This is a genomic window from Aquilutibacter rugosus (assembly GCF_036541335.1).
GTDB classification, from domain to species: domain Bacteria; phylum Pseudomonadota; class Gammaproteobacteria; order Xanthomonadales; family Xanthomonadaceae; genus Aquilutibacter; species Aquilutibacter rugosus.
Map to the genome: position 1 here is coordinate 188,618 of NZ_JAZHBO010000001.1, position 16,383 is coordinate 205,000.

Sequence of the window (16,383 nt, forward strand, 5' to 3'; positions counted from 1 at the left end):
GCGCGGCTTACTTAGACAACTCGTTCCACAGGAAGGTGTACGACAACGCCCACATGTGCGCGGCCTGCGCATTGTTGGCTGCGCCGCCGTGGCCGCCTTCGATGTTCTCGTAGTAGTACGCTGTCTTACCTGCCTCCAGCATCTTGGCCATCATCTTACGTGCGTGTGCGGGATGCACGCGGTCGTCACGCGTCGAGGTCGTGAACAAAGTCGGCGGGTATTGGCGCTTGGCATCGAACAGGTGATACGGCGAGAAGGTCCTGATGAATTCCCAGTCCTTGGTCTGCGGATCGCCGTACTCGGCCATCCAGCTGTTACCTGCCAGCAGTTGGCTGTAGCGGTACATGTCCAGCAGCGGCACTTGAATCACGATGGCGCCGAACAGCTCCGGATACTGCGTCAGCATGTTGCCGGTCAGCAGGCCCCCATTGGAGCCGCCCATCGCACCCAGGTGCTCCGACGAGGTCACACCGGTCAACACCAGATGCTTGGCGACCGAGGAGAAATCCTCGTAGACCTTATGGCGATTTTGCTTGATGACCGACTGGTGCCAGTTCGGACCGTATTCGCCGCCGCCGCGGATATTGGCCAGCACAAACACGCCGCCCTTATCCAGCCAGGCCATGCCGCGCGTACCGGAATATGCCGGCAGCATCGGCACTTCGAAACCGCCGTAGCCGTACAGCAGCGTCGGATTCTTGCTGTCGAGCTTGGTGTCCTTGTGCATCACAATGAAGTACGGAATCTTGGTGCCATCGTTGCTGGTGGCAAATTCCTGCTTGACCTGGTAGTTGCTGCCATCCCAGAACATCGGATTGGATTTCAGTGCGATAGGCAAGCTGCCGACATCCAGCCACGACAAGGTGGTCGGGCTCAGGAAATCGGTGCTCGTCATCCACAGGGCATCGGACTCCAATGCATCAACAGCACTGACGGAGACATCACCGATGGCCGGGATACCCGGCTGATCGACTTGCTGCCAGTCGCTTTGACCTGCCGGCGGGATCTTCAGCACCGTCAGGCGCGATTTCACATCTTGCAGCGTACCCAGCACCAGATAGTTGCGCGTTGCCGTAAAGCTCTGCAGCGCCGTCTGCGCGTCGGGCGTGAACAGCACCTTGAACTCGCGCTTGCCGGCCTTGAACTGATCGTAGTTCGCAGCGATCAGCGAGCCGGCGGGATATACCGTCGTGCCAACCTTGTAATCCTCGCGCGGTTTGATCAGCAACCAGTCCCGCACCACTGATTTTTCAGCGCTGTCGGGGGCCTCGACCTTGACCAACTTGCCGGCCTTGGTCAGCTCAAACAGTTCGATGCTGTAGAAATCCGGCACGCGGTACACAAAATTACGCTCATATCCCGGCGTGAAATCGTGCGTGGCGCCTGCGGTCATGTCTTTGGCACCGGCTTCGTACACCGTCTTGGCCGCGTTCAGGGGCGTGCCGCGCTTCCAGATTTTGACGATGCGCGGATAACCCGACGGACTCATCGAACCCGGACCAAAGTCCGTACTGACGAAGACCGTGTCGGCGTCCATATAGGTCATGCTGCCCTTGGCCTCGGGCAAGCGGAAACCATCCTTGATAAAGGTGCGCGTGTTCAGATCGAACTCACGGATTTCGACGGCATCGGCACCGCCGCGCGAGAGTTCCACCAGGCAGCGGTTATAAGGCGGCGGACAATCGGCACCCTTATAGACCCAATTGACGTTTTCTGCCTTACCCAGCGCATCGAGATCGAGCACCGTTTCCCACTTGGGTTCGGACTTGCGGAACTCCTCTAGCGTGGTTCGCCGCCACAGACCGCGCGGATTGGTCTCATCCTTCCACAGGTTGTAGTAGAACTCGCCGATCTTGCCGACACCCGGAATCTTGGCCTTGGAATCGAGCTGGGCCAGAATGTCGGCCTCGAGCTTTTTGAATTCGGCGGTGGATGTCAGCGACTCAACCGACTTGTTGCGCTCACGGACCCACGCCAGCTGGCGTTCGCCTTCGACATCTTCGAGCCAGAGATACGGATCGGCGGGTACGTTGCTGTTCATGGATTTTGTCGAAGAAGTCTTCACTTTGGATGCGGATTTAGGATTGGCGGCAAAGGCCGTTGCAGTCAGCAACGACGATGCGAGAGCCAAGGTACCTAGGGTCTGCCAGCGCGATACGGTCATTCGGTAGATTCACTCTGTTCAATGTCAATAAGATGAGACCGCACGCAGCAGTCAGGATTCGTACTTGTTTAGCGCCAGCATCAAGGTGGCACGGGCCTGCTCGCGCAGTTTGATGGGCGCGATGACCTCGGCACCCTCGCCGAACTGCAGCACGTCCATCAGCAATTCGCTGCTGTTGCTGTAGGGAACGCGCAGTTCAAAACGGCCGTCGGGCAAAAAGCGGGCCTGCTGATCGGGGTGCCAGACCTGGTCGGCAACCCAGCGCGCCATCTTTTGCGAGAAGACAATGGTGGCAATGTTGCGGCCATCGCCACTGAAGATGCCGTAGCCGCCCTCAGTTTCGCGGGCGAGCTCCTCGTCACTCATGTCGGCAGCGCGTTCGTCACGTAGCGTGGGCTTGCTGATGCAATCGAGCGAGAAGCGACGGAACTGGCGCTTGGTCTCGTCGATTGCATCGAGATACCAGGTGTCGCGGTAATAGGTCAGCAGTTGCGGTGACACCACGCGATGGGTCCGTTCGCCGGTGGTGCGTGCCCGGTAATCGAACTCGATGCGCGTCCGCTGCAGCACTGCCGTGGCGATCACGCGAAAGACTTCGTCAGGGATATTGCGGATCTGGTGCGGCAACATGCGTAGGCGCTCGAGCGCGGGACGCCGTTTACCGCCGACCGTTTTCTCGAACATGGTGTTGACGCGCTTTTCTAACGGGGCCAGCAGATCGCGCAGACCGCCTTGCGTGCGGGCCGCCATGGCCTGCACGGCCAGCAACGCATTGAGCTCGTCGGGCGTCAGCCACATGCCGGGCAATTCAAACCGATCATCCTGCTGATGGTCGTACCAGACGCCATCATCACCCGTCTCGACCGGGGCTTGCAGGTAATCGCGCAGATAGTTGATATCGCGATAGACAGTTGCGCGCGAGGTCTCGAGTCGATCCATCAGTTCCTGCACACCAATCGGCGTGCGACGACCCGCCAGGATCTTGTGCAGTTTGATGACGCGTTCTGTCTTGTCCAAATCGGCCTCCGCTCGGCCGTGAACTGGCCGCCTCGCCTAGTCTAGCAAAGCGGCACCGAGCAACTCGGCCGCACCGCCTTCGAGCAGTTGATTGGCCACAAACCGGCCCAAATCCTCGGGTGAGTGATCGTCAGTCAGAAGCATTTCGGCCTCGGCGCGGACCAGACGGCCGGTCACCACATCGCCCACGGCGCCTTGCAGATGCAGACGGTCGCCATGGAGTGTGGCCAAGGCGGAGACCGGGACGTGACAGCTACCGTGCAATGCGCGGTTCATGGCACGCTCGGCGCTCACGCGGGTCCAGGTTGCCGCATCGTTCAAGGCGCGGCACAGTCGCAGGCTCTCGGCATCGGCAGCAAAGCATTCAATGGCGATGGCACCCTGGGCCGGCGCGGGCAACCAGTGCGGTGCCTGCAAGCGCGTGCGGATTCGGGCGTCAAAGCCCAGACGCTTCAAGCCGGCCGCGGCCAGAATAATGGCGTCGTACTCACCCGCATCCAACTTGGCCAGACGCGTATTGACGTTGCCGCGCAGATCGCGAATCTCGAGATCGGGGCGCAATGCACGTAACTGCGCTTGCCGGCGCAGCGACGAAGTCCCGACGATTGCACCGGTTGGCAGTGACTCCAGGTCTGCCGCGACATTGCTGACCAGGGCATCGGACTCGTCCTCGCGTGGCAGGACGGCCGCCAGGGTAAAGCCCGGTTCCAGCTCCATCGGCACATCTTTGAGCGAATGGACAGCCAAATTGGCCTCACCGCGCTCCATGGCCAGCTCCAGCTCTTTTAGGAACAGACCCTTGCCACCGATTGCTGCCAGGGAGCGGTCCAGAACCTCATCGCCACGGGTGCTCAGCGGCACCAGTTCAATTTCGACACCGGGATGGGCCGCCTTAAGTTGGGCGGCCACGTATTCGGTTTGCCAGAGGGCCAGAGGACTCTTTCGGGTAGCAATTTTCAGCACGGTCATGCGTTTATTATCCGCCATTTAGGCGGTCGAGCAGAAGGCGACGCAGCGGCGCCACGTGGCGTCGGCTGACCGGCATCTCCTGCCCGTCGTGCAAGATAACGGTGTGGCGATGCCTTCCGCTGGAACGTAGGGAGCGAATCGCCTGCCGCGCGACCAGACCGTTGCGATGCACCCGGACGAAATGATGCGCCCCAAAGCGCTCCTCGAGCCGCCACAGGGGTTCGTCAATCAGATCCTCGCCGTGCCGATGCACTGCGGTGACGTACTTGTCCTCGGCGCGGAAACAGCGAATCTCCCGAATCGGAATGATCTTGAGCTCGCCATGCAGACGCGAGGCGACAAATTCGAAGGGACTCTCGGTTTCAGCGACCCGCAGACGCTCCGTGCGCAGACCCGCTGACAGATGTGCCGCCTTGTCGAGGGCCTGCTCGAGGCGCTCGTATTCCAAGGGGCGGACCAGAAAATCGACGGCACCGGCATCAAGCGCGGCGCAGGCATCGGACGCTTTACTGCCGATCACCACCACCGCCGTACGTTCGCTCCAGTCGCCAATGCGCCGGCACAGCTCCAGACCACGGCCGTGACCGATCTGCAGATCGAGCAGCACCACCTCGGGCTTTAACTGCTGGAAGGCACCAAAGGCACCCCGTAACTCCGAGGTCTGGTGAATCTCCGCATCCACCCGTTCTGAACGCAGGCGCGACACCCAGTGACGGCACAGCCGCAAATCGGACTCGATAATCAGCACTTTCATTTTGGATTCCCCTTTGGTCATGGATGAGGAATCCAAGGTGCGCCCGATGCGCGGGCGGGCCTATCGGCGATCGGATTAGCTCGCCGTCAGAATCGCGCCTAACCAGCGCTGAAGATCCGTAACCTCTTGCTGGGCTAACTGGTGCTGCAAACCCGGGTAGGCATGCCACTGCACATTGAACCCGACCGACTCGAGCAGTTGGTAAGACTGCATGCCTGCCTGCACCGGCACCACCGGATCCTGCATGCCATGGGCCATGAAGATCTTGGTGGCCGGACTGCGACCGCTGTTGCGGTACTGCTCGGTCGTCGCCGTCGGTGCCGGCAGATAAGTGGATAAGGCAATCACGTGCGGAACTGCATGACGGGACTGCAGCGCCATCGTCAGGGCAATGGCGCCACCTTGCGAGAAGCCCGCCAGCAACACGTTCTCGGGTGCAAATCCGGCGGCGATCTCTGCATCGATCAGGGCATCAATCTGCGCCACCGACGCGTAAACGCCTTCGAGATCGGCGCGCTGCTCGAGGTCCATTTCGCGGATGTCGTACCAGGCCCGCATCGAATAGCCGTTATTGATCGTAATCGGTCGCACGGGTGCATGCGGGAACACGAATTTCAGATCGGGCCAATCCGGCGCCACCAGTTCGGGAACCAGCGGTGCGAAATCAAAGCCGTCGGCACCCAGGCCATGCAGCCAGATGACGACATAGCGCGGTGCGGGACCGGTGGTGACGACGTGGGTTTCGAGCAATTGCGACATTAGAATTTGTACTCAAACATCAGGCGGTAGGAGCGATAGTTATTGGACCACGAATCGCGCTCGCTGTAACCGACCGGCAGATCCGAGTACGCGTAGTTGTGCTCATCCTTAGGCAACAGGTTGTTGGCCGAGGCACGCAGCAGCAGCTTGGGCGTGAACTTATACGTGACGAAGGCATCCAGGTTCCAGATCGACCAGGTTCGGGCGATCGAGTTGTCGGAGGTGCGCGAGGTGCGACCTTGGTTGTAGCTCAGGTCCGAACCCAGCGTCATCTTGGAGCTGGGACGCCAGTCGAAACCGAAGTTACCCGTCAGCGGCGTTTGCGATGCCAGTGCGTTGTACGGTGCGGACCAGTAGCTCACGCGCGAACGATTCCAGGACAGATTGGAACGAATGTCCATGTCGGGGCCGGTTGGCAGCAACGCGCGCAACGGGAACTTGGCTTCGGCGGTTGCACCCCAGGCTTTAGCGGTGCCGGCATTTTCCGGACGGCTGACCCACAGGTTCATGCTGTTGTCGAACTGGATAATGTTGGTGATCGCATCGTCAATGTCGCGGTAATAAGCACTCAGGCCCATAAAACCGGTCTTGCCGAAGTAATGTTCGTAGGCGACATCAAGACCCATCGACAGCTCCGGACGCAGTTGCGGATTACCGGTGCTCAACGGCGAGTTGACCGAGTTCTGACCGTCAATCGAAGGCGTGGCCCGCGGGATCAGTTGGCTCGAACCCGGCTGGTTATAAGTGCGTGCCAGGCCCACACGAATCTGATCGCGCTCCTTGCCGGGCAGGCGCCACAGCAGGTTGGCAATCGGGCTCAGGACGCTGGTGCTGTTGGTGAACGAACCGAACTGCAGGCCATTGACGTAGGTCTTGGAGCCCTCCCAGCGCAGACCCAGGTAGGCCGACACATCTTTGCTGACCGGGAACTCATCTTGCGCAAACACAGCGGCGCGGTTGATTTTGACATTGACCTTGTCGGTGAAATACGAGGTGGCCTGACCGACCGGCGTATCCCATTGGTTACGGACCTGCTCAGTGTCATCGGTGCCGAATTCCCAGCCCGTACTGACCTTGTGCTTCTTGGCGATCGTGTTCTCGATCTTGCCGTTGTTCTTGATGCCGCGCGAGGTGTTCTCGGACACCCAGTAGCGGTCGATCAGCAGGTTGTGATTGACGTCATAACCGGTCAGCGGCGAGGTTGACTTGCTCTTGTCGTACTCCAGGCCCACGCGCGTGGAGAACGTACCGGCATCGCCAAAGGGATGCGTATATTCGAGCGAAGGCCGTGCCCCGCGCGACTTGGATTCGGTTTCAGTGACGGAATACGGAATTGCAGCCTGCGCACCGACCGGCGAGAGGTAAGACACATCGGCGACGCTTTCGGACTTGCCGACATTAGCCATCATCTGGAACGCCATCGAGTCACCGCTCGGAAACGTCCAGTTCAACCGCGTCATGCTCATCAGCCCGCGGTTGCTGGAGTCCACATCGCTGGCGTTGAGGCGCTGGGCAATCAGGTTGCCGTTGTCATCGAAGCGACGTTCCTCGCTGCTCGACTGCGTCTCGGAATCCATTGCCATGGTGCCGAGCATGACGTTGTAACCGAACGTCGGCGTGGAATTGGAGAACGTAATGTTGGCGCCGCCCATATCGCGTCCGCCGCCGGTGCCACCAAAGGCACTCAGTTTGCGTTGCGATCGTGACAGGTTCTTGCGCAGTACGACGTTGATCGTACCCGCCACGGCACGCGTGCTGTTCTCGGCAGTTGCGCTGGGGATCACTTCGATGCGCTCAATCATCTCCGGTGCAATCTGCGAAAGATTGAAGCCACTACCCTGCGCTTGGCCATCGACCAGAATCTGCGTGTAGCCACCACCTAAGCCGCGCATACGCGGGCCACCACCGCGACCGCCCTGGCTCACACCCGGCAGACGCTTGAGCACGTCAAAGATACTGGTGTCGCCTTGCTTGAGCAGGTCATCGCGCTTGTAGATGATTTTAGAGACGGACTCGTTGCGACGCTCATCGGTATCGCTGGCGCCCTGCACCTTGACGGTGCCGACCTTGGTGGTCTTTTCGGCGGCGGCCTTGTCGGCATCGGCCGTTGCTGTGGCTGTGGCTGCGGAGTCTGCAGTGGTCGTGTTTTGCGCCTGAGCGATGGCGGTCGGAGAGACCAAAGCCATGGCAATCGCCAGAGTCAGTTGGGCGCGTACAGGCGCAGAAATAGCAGACATTCGAGGGGGTTCCTTAACAGTAGTGGCAAAGCGTACGGCCCGCGTTCGCCGGCGGCATGTGCAATCTGTCATGGAAACGCATCAACTCGACAAAAGTTGACTAGGCAAGTAATCGGCCGTTCAGTTATTGACGTTGTTTGCAGCCATGAACTGTTCGATGGAGTCCGCATCGCGGACCAGTGCATCGGTCAGCACTTCGTAACCGGTCTCGGTGACCAGGACGTCATCCTCGATACGAATCCCGATGCCGCGCCATTTGGCATCAACCTCGGTCGCATCGTGCGGAATGTACAGCCCGGGCTCGATGGTAAACACCATACCCTGCTCCAGAATCCGCGACTCGCCGTCGATCCGATAGTCGCCGACATCGTGGGTGTCCAAGCCCAGCCAATGGCCTGTTTTATGTGGGTAAAACCGCTTATATGCGCCGTTCCGAACCAGCGTTTCGAGTTTGCCCTTGAGCAGTCCGAGCTCGAGCAGGCCTTCGGTCAAGGTTGTGACGGCGGCCAGATGTTGCAGCTCGTATACAGCGCCCGGCTCCACTTGCGCCAGTGCAGCGCGGTTGGCCTTCACCACGATATCGTGCAGTTGCCGTTGCGCCTTGCTGAAACGTCCACCTGCAGGGAACGTACGCGTAATGTCCGATGCGTATCCTCGATACTCTGCACCCGCGTCAATCAGCACCAGATCGTTCTTGCCGATGCGATCGCGATTGGTGACGTAATGCAGCACGCAGCTATTGCTGCCGGCGCCGACGATGCTGGTATAGGCCGGCGTGGCATCGTGCCATTTGAATACGCGTTCCAGTTCCGCCTGCAATTGGTATTCGTACATCCCCGGCTGCACCGCGCGCATCGCGGCCTCATGCCCGAGCACGGCAATGTCTGCCGCCCGACGCATCAGCAACAGTTCGTCCTTGTCCTTGATCAGGCGCTGCTCGTTGATCAACACGCTCAAGTCCAGCAGCTCACGCGGTGGCGGATTGCCCATGTGCATCATCGCGCGCGTGCGGTTGAGCCAGGACATCAGCCGCGAATCGAACTCGCTGTCACGGCCGAAATGCGCAAAGATGCGACCACGGCCTTCGATCAGGCCCGGCAGGATGTCGTCAATGTCCGTGATCGGATACGCATCGTCGATGCCGAGTGCGTCGGGGGCACCATCGGGTCCGAGTCGTGCGCCATCCCAAGCCTCACGGTGCGGATCGCGGTCACGGCAGAACAGAATGCACTCGCCATGCTTGCGTCCGGGCACCAGCACCAAGATGGCTTCGGGCTCTTCAAAACCCGTCAGATACAGCAGATCCGAATCCTGCCGGAACGCGTAATACGTATCGCGACTGCGCACTTTCTCGGTTGCCGCAGCGACGATGACGATGCCGCCTTCGCCAACGGATTCGAGCAGACGTTTACGACGCGATTGGTAGCGGGCCTTGCCGACCTTGGCAATCGGTTTCATATTCAGTTGAACTGCCGACGGTAATCGCGCGCCATGGCCACTTCGCTATGCAACAGCAGCGCGGCGACTTTGACGTACTCTTCGATCTCGGTCAGGGCGTCTTCGTCGGAGTCCGCCTCGGCCTCGAGATCCGAGCGCGACATTGCCACCAGATCGTGCAATGCCTCCTGGCCATCCTCGGACAGACTGTCTGACTTGGCACCGCCCAGCCCAAAGCCGGCGACAAAGCCACCGCACCACTCGAGCAAGCGAGCGGCCCGCAGCGCGACATCGGTCGCGTCATCGTCATCGTCCGGAAGCAGCAACTGGAACCCGAACTCCGTGTCCTTGAACTGCTGCGCGGTGGTCTGCGCCAGTTTGTGCAGCTCGGAATCCTCGGCCGGCTTCGGCAGAGCCGGATCCACCAGCAGCTGCGCGGGCCAATCGGCGCTCAGCGCTCCACCGGCCGCCAGCCATCCTGACAGCAAGCCATGCAACTCCGACGCGCTGACGTCGGCACCCATCTCGGCCACTTCAGCCGCGACTTGAAACTCTTCGGGCAACTTTCCCATCAAACCCTTCCGGCAACTTTCCCCCATTATAAAAGGGGACGGAGGGAATTAATTGCAGTTAACAATTCCCCCCCCGGCCCCGTAAGTCACTATCATTAGTCTCATGAGCACCGATAACGTTTACGACCAGCTGCAGGCTTTATTGACCCGTGTCGATGGCATGCATGACCGTGTGCGCCGACTGACTGACGAAAACCGCAGCCTGCGCCAGCAGCAGGAGCAGTTGCACGCCGAGCGTTCGGCACTAATGGCCAAGAACGAGCAGGCCCGCCAACGTGTCGAAGCGATGATCGTCCGCCTGAAATCCCTGGAGCAAAATACGTGACCGCGGCTGCAGAATCTGCCCCAATCCCCGTCAAGATTCGCATTCTCGACAAGGAATTCACCGTCGGCTGCGAGCCGGACGAAAAAGCCGCTCTGCTGGAGGCCGCCGAAGCACTCGACAGCAAAATGCGCGCAATCCGCGGCGTTAACCGCATGGCTGCCATGGATCGCGTGATGCTGCTGGCGGCGCTGAATTTCGTGTCGGAGTTCCACGCCCTGCAAAAGGCCCAAAGCCGCCGCGAAACTGAACTGTCCGATGTCGTGCGCACATTGGCCGACAAACTGGATACGCTGCAGCCCGATCCGGCGGTATAATCTCCACTGGTCCTCTGCCCTAAGCGACAGTGCATGTAAACAAATGCCTTGTCCCTTAAAAACGACACCGGAATTGTCAACGTGATCCGGCGTGCATGCCTGCCCTCGAGCGGGAAGCCCAACGATCACCGCGCGCTTCCACTTGGACCCTGGGTTCAAGGTCGTTTCATTCACATCGCCTGTGGCGGTGGACTCTTTCTCTCTCACCGGCTCCGGCCCTGAGCCAAGGCATACGTCCCGATCTCACGCATGCGACAGGAACTACGAGCCGAGTTGCGCGAACGCCGCCGTTCGCTATCCCCTACCGAGCGCATCCGTGCCGCCAACGATGTGGCAGCGTCTTTGCTGTCGCTGCCGTTTGCGCCGCAGAGCGGTTACGTCGCGGGATATTGGTCCACCGATGGTGAGCTGGCTCTGCATGCATGGCTGCTGGGGCTGCCTTCGAACGTGATCCCCTGCTTGCCGGTGCTGGCCCCCGGCAAGACCTTGCGTTTTGCACCCTATTTTGCGGGCGATCCCTTGCAGCACAATCGCTTTGGCATTCCCGAGCCCGTGTACAGCGAGTCGTCACTGCTCACCGCGCAGGACATGCAACTGGTCGTGATGCCGCTCGTCGGTTTTGATGACGAAGGCAATCGCCTCGGCATGGGTGGCGGATTCTACGACCGCACCTTTGCCTTCCGCACCGCACCGGATAATGCCCCGCCCCCGCCATGGCTGGTGGGCGTCGGCTATGATGTGCAAGCTGTATCGGTCGGCACATTCAATGTGGAACCGTGGGATGTGCGCCCGGACGCCATTTGCACTCCCACGCGCCAACTGCTGGTCCGGTCCACCGCCAACTCTTTTAGTCACTGACACTACGCTGCCATGCCGAAACAATATTGGCTCATGAAATCCGAGCCCGATGCATTCTCCATTGATGATCTTGCGGCCGTAGCGCAGGAGCCCTGGAGCGGCGTGCGTAATTATCAGGCGCGCAATTCGATGCGCGACGATATGCGTGTCGGCGATGAGGTCCTGTTCTATCACTCCAATGCCAAGCCGGCCGGCATCGCAGGCTTGGCCCGAATTGCGCGCACTGCGTATCCCGATGAGACTCAGTTTGATCCGGAGTCTGATTATTACGACCCCAAGGCCACACGCGAGACACCGCGCTGGTTCATGGTCGATGTGCAGTTTGTCAGCAAGTTCTCAAAGATTCTAAGCCTTGCTGAAATCAAATCGCACGCCCACCTGTTTTCCGCAGATTTCGTACCGGTACGTAAAGGCAGCCGCCTGTCGGTGGCACCGGTCAGCGCCGAAGATTTCCGCACCGCCGTCCAACTCGCCAAATCCAAAAGGTAACTGATCATGACCGAAGCAAAACGTCTCGCCGCCGAATCCGCGCTGCAGTATGTCGAAGATGGAATGATCGTTGGCGTCGGCACCGGCTCGACTGTTGCCTATTTCATTGACGGACTGGCACGTATCAAGGACCGCATCAAGGGCACGGTCTCCTCATCGGAACAGAGCACTGAGAAACTGCGGGCCCACGGCATCGAAGTGTTCGACTTGAACAGCGTCGGTCAACTCTCGCTATATGTCGATGGCGCCGACGAATGCGATCCGCAGCGCAATCTGATCAAGGGTGGTGGCGCCGCACTGACGCGCGAGAAAGTCATTGCGCAAGCCAGCGAGAAATTTGTCTGCATCGTCGACCCCTCCAAGCAAGTTGAGCACCTGGGCGCATTCCCCTTGCCTGTCGAAGTGATCCCCATGGCTCGCTCACTCGTGGCTCGCGAACTGGTTCGCCTCACCGGCGGCCAACCCGTCTGGCGCATGAAAGATGAGGCCACTGCGGTGGTGACCGATAACGGCAATCACATTCTGGATTTGCATGGCCTGCGCATTGCCGACCCCGCTGCGTTGGAAACCAAGCTCAATCAGATTCCGGGTGTCGTCACTGTCGGTCTGTTTGCATTGCGTCCTGCCGATATTCTGATCGTCGGCAAGTAAGTAAAAGTAGGTAGCGCCCGGGCCGATCCGCGTTTTGCTACTTCACTTCAGTAGCGCAATGTCGGACACAATCGAGCGCAGTCCAAGCGCATAACGCGAGTAGCGGCCGGACATGGCCTCACGCGCGACCGCACCAATCCGTTTAATCGGATTGCGCGACAGATGGCCGCGATGATGCGCATGAATCCGACGTTGCTCCAGTTCATGACGCCAACGCGGCTCCACGCCCTGCAGTAAATTGCTGTTGTGCAGCAGACGTTGCAGCCGCAATGCCAAGCTTCGTTGAGAATCACGACGCAGGCCATTGGCTGTCCAGAAATTACCGGCCGTAGGCGCCGCCATTCCGATCGCATTCTCGCCGTGCTGCCGGTAATCGATCAGTTTTTCGTCGAGGGCATCAATCTCAAACCGATTACCCAGGGCCAGTACAAACGCCAGCCACTCATCGTGCACCCAGCCCGAAGGGATCGGCAACACGTCGGCCAATACTTCACGTCGCACCGCCATAGTGGCGCCGGTCACCAAAGTTCGCTGCAATAACAGGTCGGCCGTCTCACCGCGATGAATCCGCCTCAACTCCTGGCCTGAGACCCCGACGCCATCGAACAGCGTAAACCCGAGCTCGGTACCGGCCGCATCCACTAAGCGTGCATTGGTAAACAGCAGTCCCAGACGCGAACGTGCCGAGAACTCCTGCATCATCCGCTCGATCTTATGGGGCTGCCACACATCGTCCTGATCACAGAGAAAGACGACATCGGTGGTGACTTTACGCAACAGGCGCTCAAAGTTGGTACGGTAACCGACATTGTCGAAACCGCGTTCCATTTCAACCTGCACGCCGCGCGATATGAACCTGGACTCGTACACTTCAAGCAGTCGCCACGTGGCTTCGTCATCGGTCGAGGCATCATCGCGCACCAGCAACTGATCCGGCAAACGCGTCTGACTCAGCAGACTGTCGAGCTGCGCGCGCAGAAAACGGGAGCCGTTATATGTAGCAAGCACGACGGACGTACTGAGATTGTCACTTTTCACTGCCGTGTTGCGTTCCGTACGTTCCATTTGTATGCCAAGAGGATAACGTAAACCGAGCCTGATTACAGGGCTAAAAACGAAAAAGCCCCCGATCGCACTAGCGATCGGGGGTTTCCGAATAAATGTCCAGCGATGACCTACTCTCACATGGCAAAGCCACACTACCATCGGCGCAAGAGCGTTTCACTTCCGAGTTCGGGATGGGATCGGGTGGTTCCACTCTGCTATTGTCACTGGACAAAGCTTGATTGACGGACGCGAGCAGCCGGTTGCGCTCTTGCGCACCCACGGTGCCGTGTTGCGTCCCGTCAAAAGGGGTTGGAATGTAGCGTTCGTTTTGGACCTTGCTGCGCACGCGTCGCGAGCCAAGGCCACTTGAGGTTATATGGTCAAGCCACACGGATCATTAGTATCAGTTAGCTCAATACATTGCTGCACTTACACACCTGACCTATCAACCACCTGGTCTTGATGGTTCCTTAAGGGGAGTCAAGCTCCCGGGAGATCTCATCTTGAGGCGCGCTTCCCGCTTAGATGCTTTCAGCGGTTATCGCTTCCGAACATAGCTACCCGGCAGTGCCACTGGCGTGACAACCGGAACACCAGAGGTTCGTCCACTCCGGTCCTCTCGTACTAGGAGCAGCCCCTCTCAAATCTCCAACGCCCATGGCAGATAGGGACCGAACTGTCTCACGACGTTCTGAACCCAGCTCGCGTACCACTTTAAATGGCGAACAGCCATACCCTTGGGAGCGTCTTCAGCCCCAGGATGTGATGAGCCGACATCGAGGTGCCAAACACCGCCGTCGATATGAACTCTTGGGCGGTATCAGCCTGTTATCCCCGGAGTACCTTTTATCCGTTGAGCGATGGCCCTTCCATACAGAACCACCGGATCACTAAGTCCTAGTTTCCTACCTGCTTGATCCGTCGATCTTGCAGTCAAGCACGCTTATGCCTTTGCACACAGTGCGCGATGTCCGACCGCGCTGAGCGTACCTTCGAGCTCCTCCGTTACTCTTTGGGAGGAGACCGCCCCAGTCAAACTACCCACCATACACGGTCCCTGATCCGGATTACGGACCTAGGTTAGAACGTCAAGCACGACAGGGTGGTATTTCAAGGATGGCTCCACACCGGCTGGCGCCGATGCTTCAAAGCCTCCCACCTATCCTACACAGACGAACTCAACGTTCAGTGTAAAGCTATAGTAAAGGTTCACGGGGTCTTTCCGTCTTGCCACGGGAACGCTGCATCTTCACAGCGATTTCAATTTCACTGAGTCTCGGGTGGAGACAGCGCCGCTGTCGTTACGCCATTCGTGCAGGTCGGAACTTACCCGACAAGGAATTTCGCTACCTTAGGACCGTTATAGTTACGGCCGCCGTTTACTGGGGCTTCGATCAAGAGCTTCGCTTACGCTAACCCCATCAATTAACCTTCCAGCACCGGGCAGGCGTCACACCCTATACGTCCACTTTCGTGTTTGCAGAGTGCTGTGTTTTTGATAAACAGTCGCAGCGGCCTAGTTTCTGCGACCCCCGAACGCTATGACCCGCATGGGCCACGCTCAGGGGTGTACCTTCTCCCGAAGTTACGGTACCAATTTGCCTAGTTCCTTCACCCGAGTTCTCTCAAGCGCCTGAGAATTCTCATCCTGCCCACCTGTGTCGGTTTACGGTACGGTCTGCGTAAGCTGAAGCTTAGGAGCTTTTCCTGGAAGCGTGGTATTAGTCACTTCGCTCATAAGAGCTCGTCTCGGTGCTCGGAGTTAAAGGAACCCGGATTTGCCTAAGTTCCACTCCTACCGCCTTTCCCCGGGACAACCAACGCCCGGTAGACCTAACCTTCTCCGTCCCTCCATCGCACTTACGCGAGGTGCTGGAATATTAACCAGCTTCCCATCGACTACGCATTTCTGCCTCGCCTTAGGGGCCGACTCACCCTGCGTCGATTAACGTTGCGCAAGGAAACCTTGGGCTTTCGGCGTGCGGGCTTTTCACCCGCATTATCGTTACTCATGTCAGCATTCGCACTTCCGATACCTCCAGCAAGCTTCTCAACTCACCTTCATCGGCTTACGGAACGCTCCTCTACCGCGCATACTAAAAGTATGCACCCCAAGCTTCGGTTCAATGCTTAGCCCCGTTAAATCTTCCCCGCAGACCGACTCGACCAGTGAGCTATTACGCTTTCTTTAAAGGGTGGCTGCTTCTAAGCCAACCTCCTGGCTGTCTGTGCCTTTCCACATGGTTTTCCACTTAGCACTGAATTTGGGACCTTAGCTGTGGGTCTGGGTTGTTTCCCTTTTCACGACGGACGTTAGCACCCGCCGTGTGTCTCCCGTACAGTCCGTCTTGGTATTCGGAGTTTGCAATGGTTTGGTAAGTCGCAATGACCCCCTAGCCATAACAGTGCTCTACCCCCAAGAGGATACATACGAGGCGCTACCTAAATAGCTTTCGAGGAGAACCAGCTATCTCCGGGTTCGATTAGCTTTTCACTCCTAATCACACCTCATCCCCGACCTTTGCAACGGGCGTGGGTTCGGGCCTCCAGTACCTGTTACGGTACCTTCACCCTGGGCATGACTAGATCACCCGGTTTCGGGTCTACAGCCCGCGACTATGCGCCCTATTCAGACTCGGTTTCCCTTCGCCTCCCCTATACGGTTAAGCTTGCCACGAACTGTAAGTCGCTGACCCATTATACAAAAGGTACGCAGTCACCGAACAAGTCGGCTCCTACTGCTTGTACGCACACGGTTTCAGGATCTATTTCACTCCCCTCTCCGGGGTT

Annotated in this window: 14 protein-coding genes, 2 rRNA genes and 1 other RNA gene (1 of these 17 running past the window's edge); 6 read left to right on the forward strand and 11 right to left on the reverse strand. The window is 58.8% G+C overall.

The window, feature by feature from the left end; translation table 11 throughout:
• Nucleotides 1-7: 7 nt before the first annotated feature.
• The 8 genes from V3390_RS00915 to V3390_RS00950 all read right to left on the reverse strand — a co-directional run bounded on the left by V3390_RS00915 (nt 8) and on the right by V3390_RS00950 (nt 9,909).
• Nucleotides 8-2,164: a prolyl oligopeptidase family serine peptidase gene (locus tag V3390_RS00915; protein WP_331702964.1), complete on the reverse strand. Its 2,157-nt coding sequence runs from the start codon at nt 2,162-2,164 to the stop codon at nt 8-10.
• Nucleotides 2,165-2,215: 51 nt separating this feature from the next.
• Nucleotides 2,216-3,181: a helix-turn-helix transcriptional regulator gene (locus V3390_RS00920; protein ID WP_331689645.1), complete on the reverse strand. Its 966-nt coding sequence runs from the start codon at nt 3,179-3,181 to the stop codon at nt 2,216-2,218.
• A 36-nt stretch (nt 3,182-3,217) separates the two neighbouring features.
• Nucleotides 3,218-4,150 (reverse strand): hydroxymethylbilane synthase, encoded by a 933-nt coding sequence (gene hemC, locus V3390_RS00925; protein ID WP_331702965.1) that lies wholly within the window; start codon nt 4,148-4,150, stop codon nt 3,218-3,220.
• A gap of 7 nt (nt 4,151-4,157) precedes the next feature.
• Nucleotides 4,158-4,904, reverse strand: a complete 747-nt coding sequence (locus V3390_RS00930; RefSeq protein ID WP_331702966.1) for a LytR/AlgR family response regulator transcription factor — start codon at nt 4,902-4,904, stop codon at nt 4,158-4,160.
• A gap of 75 nt (nt 4,905-4,979) precedes the next feature.
• Entirely contained in the window at nt 4,980-5,663 is a 684-nt protein-coding gene (locus V3390_RS00935; protein WP_331702968.1) for an alpha/beta hydrolase, read from the reverse strand.
• On the reverse strand, nt 5,663-7,900 hold the full coding sequence (locus V3390_RS00940; protein WP_331702969.1) for a TonB-dependent receptor plug domain-containing protein: 2,238 nt from the start codon (nt 7,898-7,900) through the stop codon (nt 5,663-5,665). The genes V3390_RS00935 and V3390_RS00940 overlap by 1 nt, the downstream gene beginning before the upstream one ends.
• A 120-nt stretch (nt 7,901-8,020) precedes the next feature.
• A complete protein-coding gene (locus V3390_RS00945) occupies nt 8,021-9,358 on the reverse strand; it encodes an aminopeptidase P N-terminal domain-containing protein (RefSeq protein ID WP_331702970.1) in 1,338 nt (445 codons plus the stop codon).
• A 2-nt stretch (nt 9,359-9,360) separates the two neighbouring features.
• Complete coding sequence (locus tag V3390_RS00950; RefSeq protein ID WP_331702971.1) at nt 9,361-9,909, reverse strand: UPF0149 family protein; 549 nt, start codon at nt 9,907-9,909, stop codon at nt 9,361-9,363.
• A gap of 103 nt (nt 9,910-10,012) precedes the next feature.
• Between V3390_RS00950 and V3390_RS00955 the strand changes: the two genes are divergently transcribed.
• The 6 genes from V3390_RS00955 (at nt 10,013) to rpiA (ending at nt 12,546) form a co-directional block, all read left to right on the forward strand.
• Complete coding sequence (locus V3390_RS00955; protein ID WP_331689652.1) at nt 10,013-10,234, forward strand: TIGR02449 family protein; 222 nt, start codon at nt 10,013-10,015, stop codon at nt 10,232-10,234.
• A complete protein-coding gene (locus tag V3390_RS00960; protein ID WP_331702972.1) occupies nt 10,231-10,548 on the forward strand; it encodes a cell division protein ZapA in 318 nt (105 codons plus the stop codon). Before V3390_RS00955 ends, V3390_RS00960 begins: the two co-directional genes overlap by 4 nt.
• A gap of 8 nt (nt 10,549-10,556) precedes the next feature.
• Nucleotides 10,557-10,743, forward strand: a non-coding RNA gene (gene ssrS / locus V3390_RS00965) — 6S RNA.
• A 45-nt stretch (nt 10,744-10,788) separates the two neighbouring features.
• Nucleotides 10,789-11,406 (forward strand): 5-formyltetrahydrofolate cyclo-ligase, encoded by a 618-nt coding sequence (locus V3390_RS00970; RefSeq protein WP_425493003.1) that lies wholly within the window; start codon nt 10,789-10,791, stop codon nt 11,404-11,406.
• 12 nt (nt 11,407-11,418) lie between these two features.
• The gene (locus V3390_RS00975; RefSeq protein ID WP_331689655.1) at nt 11,419-11,895 is read left to right on the forward strand and encodes an EVE domain-containing protein; all 477 of its coding nucleotides are present in this window, start codon (nt 11,419-11,421) and stop codon (nt 11,893-11,895) included.
• Nucleotides 11,896-11,901: 6 nt separating this feature from the next.
• The gene (rpiA, locus tag V3390_RS00980) at nt 11,902-12,546 is read left to right on the forward strand and encodes a ribose-5-phosphate isomerase RpiA (protein ID WP_331702975.1); all 645 of its coding nucleotides are present in this window, start codon (nt 11,902-11,904) and stop codon (nt 12,544-12,546) included.
• A 42-nt stretch (nt 12,547-12,588) separates the two neighbouring features.
• On the opposite strand, the gene V3390_RS00985 is transcribed toward rpiA, so the two are convergent.
• The 3 genes from V3390_RS00985 to V3390_RS00995 all read right to left on the reverse strand — a co-directional run.
• Entirely contained in the window at nt 12,589-13,611 is a 1,023-nt protein-coding gene (locus tag V3390_RS00985; RefSeq protein ID WP_331702976.1) for a glycosyltransferase family 2 protein, read from the reverse strand.
• A gap of 97 nt (nt 13,612-13,708) precedes the next feature.
• A 5S ribosomal RNA gene (gene rrf, locus V3390_RS00990) occupies nt 13,709-13,822 on the reverse strand.
• 147 nt (nt 13,823-13,969) lie between these two features.
• A 23S ribosomal RNA gene (locus V3390_RS00995) occupies nt 13,970-16,383 on the reverse strand (it continues 467 nt past the right edge of the window).